General features: G+C 69.1%; 4 protein-coding genes. All 4 read left to right on the forward strand.

The window, feature by feature from the left end:
• Nucleotides 1-42 precede the first annotated feature (42 nt).
• Nucleotides 43-1635 (forward strand): hypothetical protein, encoded by a 1593-nt coding sequence (locus ABZY57_RS24270; RefSeq protein WP_356515200.1) that lies wholly within the window; start codon nucleotides 43-45, stop codon nucleotides 1633-1635.
• 52 nt (nucleotides 1636-1687) lie between these two features.
• Entirely contained in the window at nucleotides 1688-1822 is a 135-nt protein-coding gene (locus tag ABZY57_RS24275; RefSeq protein WP_356515202.1) for a hypothetical protein, read from the forward strand.
• Nucleotides 1823-1975: 153 nt separating this feature from the next.
• Nucleotides 1976-4867, forward strand: coding sequence for a bifunctional glycosyltransferase family 2 protein/CDP-glycerol:glycerophosphate glycerophosphotransferase (locus ABZY57_RS24280; RefSeq protein WP_356515204.1), 2892 nt, complete (start codon nucleotides 1976-1978; stop codon nucleotides 4865-4867).
• Nucleotides 4867-6036: a glycosyltransferase gene (locus ABZY57_RS24285; protein ID WP_356515205.1), complete on the forward strand. Its 1170-nt coding sequence runs from the start codon at nucleotides 4867-4869 to the stop codon at nucleotides 6034-6036. Before ABZY57_RS24280 ends, ABZY57_RS24285 begins: the two co-directional genes overlap by 1 nt.
• Nucleotides 6037-6119: the final 83 nt, after the last annotated feature.

Genomic DNA, 6119 nt, shown 5'->3' on the forward strand with positions numbered 1-6119 from the left:
TCGACCGCTGGCCCGGCCGGCGCCGCTAAAAAGGATTGGTGCATGAGGACTGACGTGCCCGAGGGCATAGGGGAAGACGAGGCCGAGCAGAGGTTCGACGGGGAGGACGGCCTGAGAGCCGGTTCCCCCGGTGCTTCCCCCGAAACGGGCCGCGGCGGCGACGGGCGGGCGTTCGTCCGCGGGTTCTGGCTCACCATATCGGGGATCCTCGTGACGGTGTCCGGGGCCCTCGTCGCGGTCGGGTGTTTCCTCGGGCTCTACGTGCGTCCCACCTCGGACGACTGGTGCGCCGCCTGGAAATCCCGCGACATGGGGGTCTTCGGGATCACCTCCGACTTCTACATGACCCAGAACGGCCGGGTCGCCAACGCCTTCCTGAGCGGTGTGATCTACGGCGACGGGCTCATCGGCACCAAGATCCTGCCGACCGTCATCGCCGTCACCTTCACCATCGGCCTGGTCCTGCTCGGAGCCCAGTTCACGAGGTTCCTCGGCGCCAAGCCCCGGATCCTGCTGCTGACCGCCGGCGCCCTGATCCTCCAGGCCCTCATCTACTTCGCCGGAACGCGCAACTACCAGGCGCTGCTGTGGGCCCCCGCCACCATCTCCCACACCATCCCCAGCGTCATCGGCGTGTGGGCGCTCCTTCTGGGAATCCGGACCGTCCGCCGGCCCGCCGGACCCGCCCGGACCCTCGGCTACGTGGCCACCTTCCTCATCGCCGCCGCGCTCGGCACCCTCAGCGAGCCCTTCACGCTCGTCAGCGGCCTGATCGGAGCCGGCGCCGGGCTCCTGGCCCTGCCCCGCTTCGGGCTCGCACGGACCTGGCGCCCCTTCGCCTGGTGCCTGGTGTGGTGCGTGGGCCTCCTCAGCGGCCTGCTCTTCCTCTACACCTCCCCCGGCGCCCGCTGGCGCCGCGCGCAGAACCCCTCCAAGGAATCCCTGCTCTCCTCCGAAGGACTGCGCGCCACCACCCACGACTGGCTAAGCATGTGGGAGTCCGTGACCGGCCAGTGGGCCTACCTCGGAGCTGCCGCCGTCGGCATCCTCATCGGGCTCACCGTCGCCGTGCGCGCCACGGGCTCCGACCGGCCCCCGAGCCGCCCGTCCGTCCCCCGCCCGACGCTGGTCGCGCTGTGGGTGCTCCCGGCGTTCGTGGTGGTCCTCGGATCCTTCGCCGTGGCAGCGGGGCTGCGCAGCGGCTACGGTCCGACCGGCTGGACGTACGCCCGGACCTGGACGAACTTCCTCGTCCCGATGGAACTCGCCCTGTGCCTCTACGGCGCCTTCCTCGGCCGGTGGGTGGGCCGGACCCTGGCGAGCCGACCGGCCGCGACCCGCTACGCGCCGGTCGCCGTCGTCGCCGTGGGCGCCCTGGCGCTGGGCTCGATGACCGCGCTCGTCCCGGCCGTCCAGACGCTCGCCACCACCACGGTCTCCCGCTCCGTGGCCTGGGACGCCCAGAACGCCCGCATCGAGAAGGAGGCCCGACAGGGCGCCACCGATGTCGGCTACCGGCCCCTTCCCATCGGAAGCCTGGCCGAGCCGTTCTACACGACCAACTACAAGCGGGACTGGGTCTCCGCCTGCGTCTCCCAGTGGTACGACATCGACCGGGTCCACCGCCGCCGCTGAGCCCGGCCCGGAGGCGACCGGCTGTCGACGACACCCACGAGGAGGGAACGCCTTGTACACCAAGGACATCTATCTCACGGACCCGCCCGACTGCGACTGCGGCGTGGACTATTTCGATTCCATGGCCCACCGCCCCGACTGCCACGGCTACGCGGGGCCCAGCGAGGACCTCCCCCCGTCCGATTGAGGCAGGCGGCCACGGCCCCCGCGCCGACCCCCGCGCCGGCTCCAACCGGGCGGGGGCCGGCCGACTTCGGCGAGGCCGCCCGGAGACGCCATCGGAACACCGCCCGTCACCGACACTCCCCTCCTGCTGCCATAGCGTGACCGATGGGGAGATATGTTTAAGGGCAAAGCTGTCCAGAAGAAGGTTGAGGTTGCTGTGCCGGACATATCCGTGGTCGTGATCGTCTACAACGATGCCGACCGGCTGCCGGCTGCGGTCCAATCCGTACTGGACCAGACGCTGCAGAGCATCGAGGTCGTGATCGTCGATGACTGCAGTTCCGACCGGTCCTTCGAGGTGGCCCAGGAGCTGGCCGCGGCCCACCCCGGAATGGTGCGCGCCTTCCAGCTCCCGGAGAACAGCGGCGCGGGCGGCGAGCCTCGCAACGTCGGCATCCAGCACGCCGCGGGCCGCTACGTCATGTTCCTCGACAGCGACGACGTCCTGGAGCGGAACGCGTGCAGGAACCTCTTCGAGGCGGCGGAGGAGACCCGGTCCGACATCGTGTCCGGACTGTGCGTCCGGCTGCACAAGGACACCCGGAACCAGAAGCGCGACGAGTGGTACTCGTGGATCTACTCGGCCACGCGCACGCTGGAGTCCGTCACGGAGATGCCCGACCTGTTCGTCTGGGACACCCTTTCGACGAACAAGTGCTACCGCCGGGACTTCCTCCTCGAGAACGACCTCCGATTCCCCAAGGGAATGTTCTACGAGGACCTGATGTTCATCGCCGACGCGTATCTGGCGGCGAAGCGCATCACGCTCATCCCCAACCAGGTCTATTTCTGGCACGTGCACGAAAAGGCCGCCGAGAAGTCGGTGACCAACAGCCGGCACGAGATGAGCAACTACGTCCACCGGCTGGAGATCCACCGTCGCATCGACGCCCTGCTGGAAGAGCACGGACTGACCGACCTCAAGCTCGCCAAGGACGTCAAGTTCCTCAAGCACGACCTGGTGCTGCACCTGCGGGATCTGCCGTTCCGCGACGAGGCCTACCGCACGGAGTTCGCCGAACACTCCCGTGACTACCTCCAGGGCATCGCCCCGGAAGCCTACGAGCGGGTCCTGCCCATCCAGGCCATCTGCGCCTATCTGCTCAGCCAGGGCGACTGGGAGCGCCTGATCCCGGCCGTCGACACCCTCACGAACCGCGACAAGATCTCCTCGCCCCTGGCCGAGCACGAGGGCCGGATCTACTGGTGCGACGACTACCTCGACGACGCCTTCGCCCGCGGCATCCTGGACGTGACCGACCGCGGTTACCACCAGAAGTCCGTCCGCCAGATGTTCCTGCGCAACGAGGTCATCTCCCTGGCGGCCGAGGCCACCACGATCCGGCTGACCGGCCGCATCACCAATCCCCTGGGAGTCATCCCGTCCGGCGCCCGGCTCGAAGGCGAGCTGATCTTCAGCGCCCGGCGCCGCAGCCTGCAGTCCTTCGCCTTCCCCGTACGCGCCTTCCGGCACGACGGCGAGTCGATCCACTGGGAGACGGACGCGGACCTCACCAAGGACCTGCGCCCCCTGGGGATCATCGACACGGTCTGGGACGTGCGGCTGGCCATGGACGTGGACGGCGCCCGTACGACGACACGGCTCACCGTGGGCGACATCGACCTGTCCGGCAGCGTGCTGCCCGTCCGCCCCCGGCTGACCCGTGTGGTGGCCGACCACCTCGAGCCCCACGCGTCCGCGAAGGGGCACCTGGCCTTCCGCCTCATCACCGAGAGCCAGACGAACGAGCGCGTCCAGGAACTGATCGAACGCGGCGTGCGGGGCAAGCCGGGGACACTGGCCAAGTCGGGTTACCGCAAGGCGAAGTCCGTCCGCCAGACCCTCACCTCCCGCGAGACCAAGCTCCGTCTCTACCACGAGATATTCAGCCGCCTGCCCGTCAAGAAGCGCACGGTCGTCTTCGAGAGCCACCTCGGCCGGCAGTACAGCGACAGCCCTCGCGCCATCTACGAGGAGATGCGGCGCCAAGGCCTCGAGTTCGAAGCGATCTGGTCCTACAGCGGTAGCCCGAAGGGCTTCCCCAAGGACGCCACCCTGGTGCGCTCCTGGTCGCTGCCCTACCTCAAGGCACTCGCCCAGGCCGAGTTCTGGGTGGACAACCAGAGCTTCCCGCTCAAGATGGCGAAGCGCCCCGAGACCACCTACATCCAGACCTGGCACGGCTCGGCGCTCAAGCGCATGGGCTTCGACCTGCCCGCGCTGAAGGCCTACTCACGCGCCCGGCAGCAGGAGCAGCAGACCGCCCTGGACCGCTTCGACCGCTTCCTGATCCGGTCCGAGCACGACGTGCAGACCTTGGCCAAGGCCTTCCGTCTGCCGGAGAAGGCGCTGCTGCGGGTCGGCTACCCGCGCAACGACGCGCTGGTGCGGGCGCGTCAGAGCGAAGCCGCCGGTGGAGCACGCGAGCGGGGCCCGCTCGCAGCCGAGCTGGGCATCGCCGACGACAAGACGGTCCTGCTCTACGCTCCCACCTTCCGCAAGACGGGTGGCCGGCACAACCAGTTCACGCTCCCCTTCGACGTCGAACGCTTCGCCGAAGAGTTCGGTGACCGTTTCGTGCTGCTCGTGCGAGCGCACTACCTCAACCACGTGGTCCTGCCGCCCACCGTGCGCGGCCGGGTCATCGACGTCTCCGCGCACCACGACGTGACGCCGCTGCTGAACCTCGCGGACGGGCTCATCACCGACTACTCCTCCGTGATGTTCGACTACGCCCTGCTCGACCGGCCGATGCTCTTCTTCACGTACGACTACGACGAGTACGTCCACCAGGATCGCGGCACCTACTTCGATCTGCTGGAGCACGCGCCCGGTCCGGTGTTCACCACCGAGGACGAGCTCTTCGACGCGGTGAAGTCCCTGGACGCCCAGGCACTGGAGTACGCGTCGAAGCGCGAGAAGTTCGGCGAGCAGTTCGGCGAACACGACCGGGGCACTGCCGCCCAGAGCATTGTCGATCAGTTCTTCGCTCACTGGAGGCGTTGATGACCCAGCAGACCGCAGCCACGACCAGGGACATCTTCTTCGTCTCCAACAGTGTGAACGAGCTGGGAGGCATCACCAGCTGGTCCCACCAGATGGCCCGCCTCTTCAGTGAGCGGGGCCATCAGGTGCACCTCCTGGGCATCACGCCGCCGCCCGAGGGGCGCAGCCAGGAGCTCCGCGACGACGTGCCCTACCGGACCACCACGCTCTACGACGTGCACCCGCCGAGCCCCAAGACCCTCCGCGGGCTCAAGGGGAAGCTCAACCTCCCCGAACAGCGTCGGCAGGCCGCCCGTGAGGCCGGCATGCGTGAGCAGGCCGCGAAGCTGACGGCACTGTTCCGGGCCGCCCGCCCGGGCGGGATCGTCATCGTGACCCAGGTGTGGGCCATGGAATGGGTGGCGCTGGCCGACACCGCGGGACTCACCGTGATCGGCATGAGCCACGAGTCCTTCGAGACCTGCCGGGCCTCCTCCCGCTTCCAGCGCGTGCAGCGGTTCTACAAGGACGTGGACCGCATGCTCACCCTCACGCGCGAGGACGCGGACCTCTGGATTCGCCGGCAGTTCGACAACGTCGGCTTCATGCCCAACCCCCTGCCGTTCTTCCCGGACGAGCCGTCCAAGCGCGAGTCCAAGACGGTGGTGAGCATCGGCCGTCTGCACGAGGAGAAGGGTGTCGACCTGCTCCTGGACGCCTGGGCGCAGGTGGCTCCGCAGCACGAGGACTGGACCCTGCGCATCTACGGCGCGGGCGAGGAGCAGGAGGCGCTGCTCAAGCAGAGCGCGGCGCTGGGCATCGAAGCCTCCGTGCAGTGGATGGGGCGCACCAGCGACGTCCCGGGGGCTCTGCGCGACGGTTCCGTGTTCGTCCTGAGTTCCCGTGGCGAGGGCTTCCCCCTCGCTCCCATGGAGGCCATGGCCACCGCCGTGCCGTGCGTCGCCTTCGACGTCGCTCCCGGAGTCCGGGAGATCATCACCGACGGCGAGGACGGGCTGCTCGCGCCCCCCGGCAACACCGCCGAACTGGCGCGTCAGCTCGGGAGGCTGCTCGCGGACAAGGAACTGCGGGACAGCATGGGCGAGGCTGCCCGCAAGAACATCCAGCGCTACTCGGCCGACCGGATCGTGAGCCGCTGGGAAGCGCTGTTCAGCCTCCTGGAGGAGTGAGCTCCCCCGGGCCACGGTCGCGGGCGCCCGGCCGGGGCGCGGGGGGCGGGGGGCCGGCGGGCCGCGCCCGCGGGGGGGCGCGC

The organism is Streptomyces sp. NPDC006450 (genome assembly GCF_040612195.1).
Classification (GTDB): Bacteria; Actinomycetota; Actinomycetes; order Streptomycetales; family Streptomycetaceae; genus Streptomyces.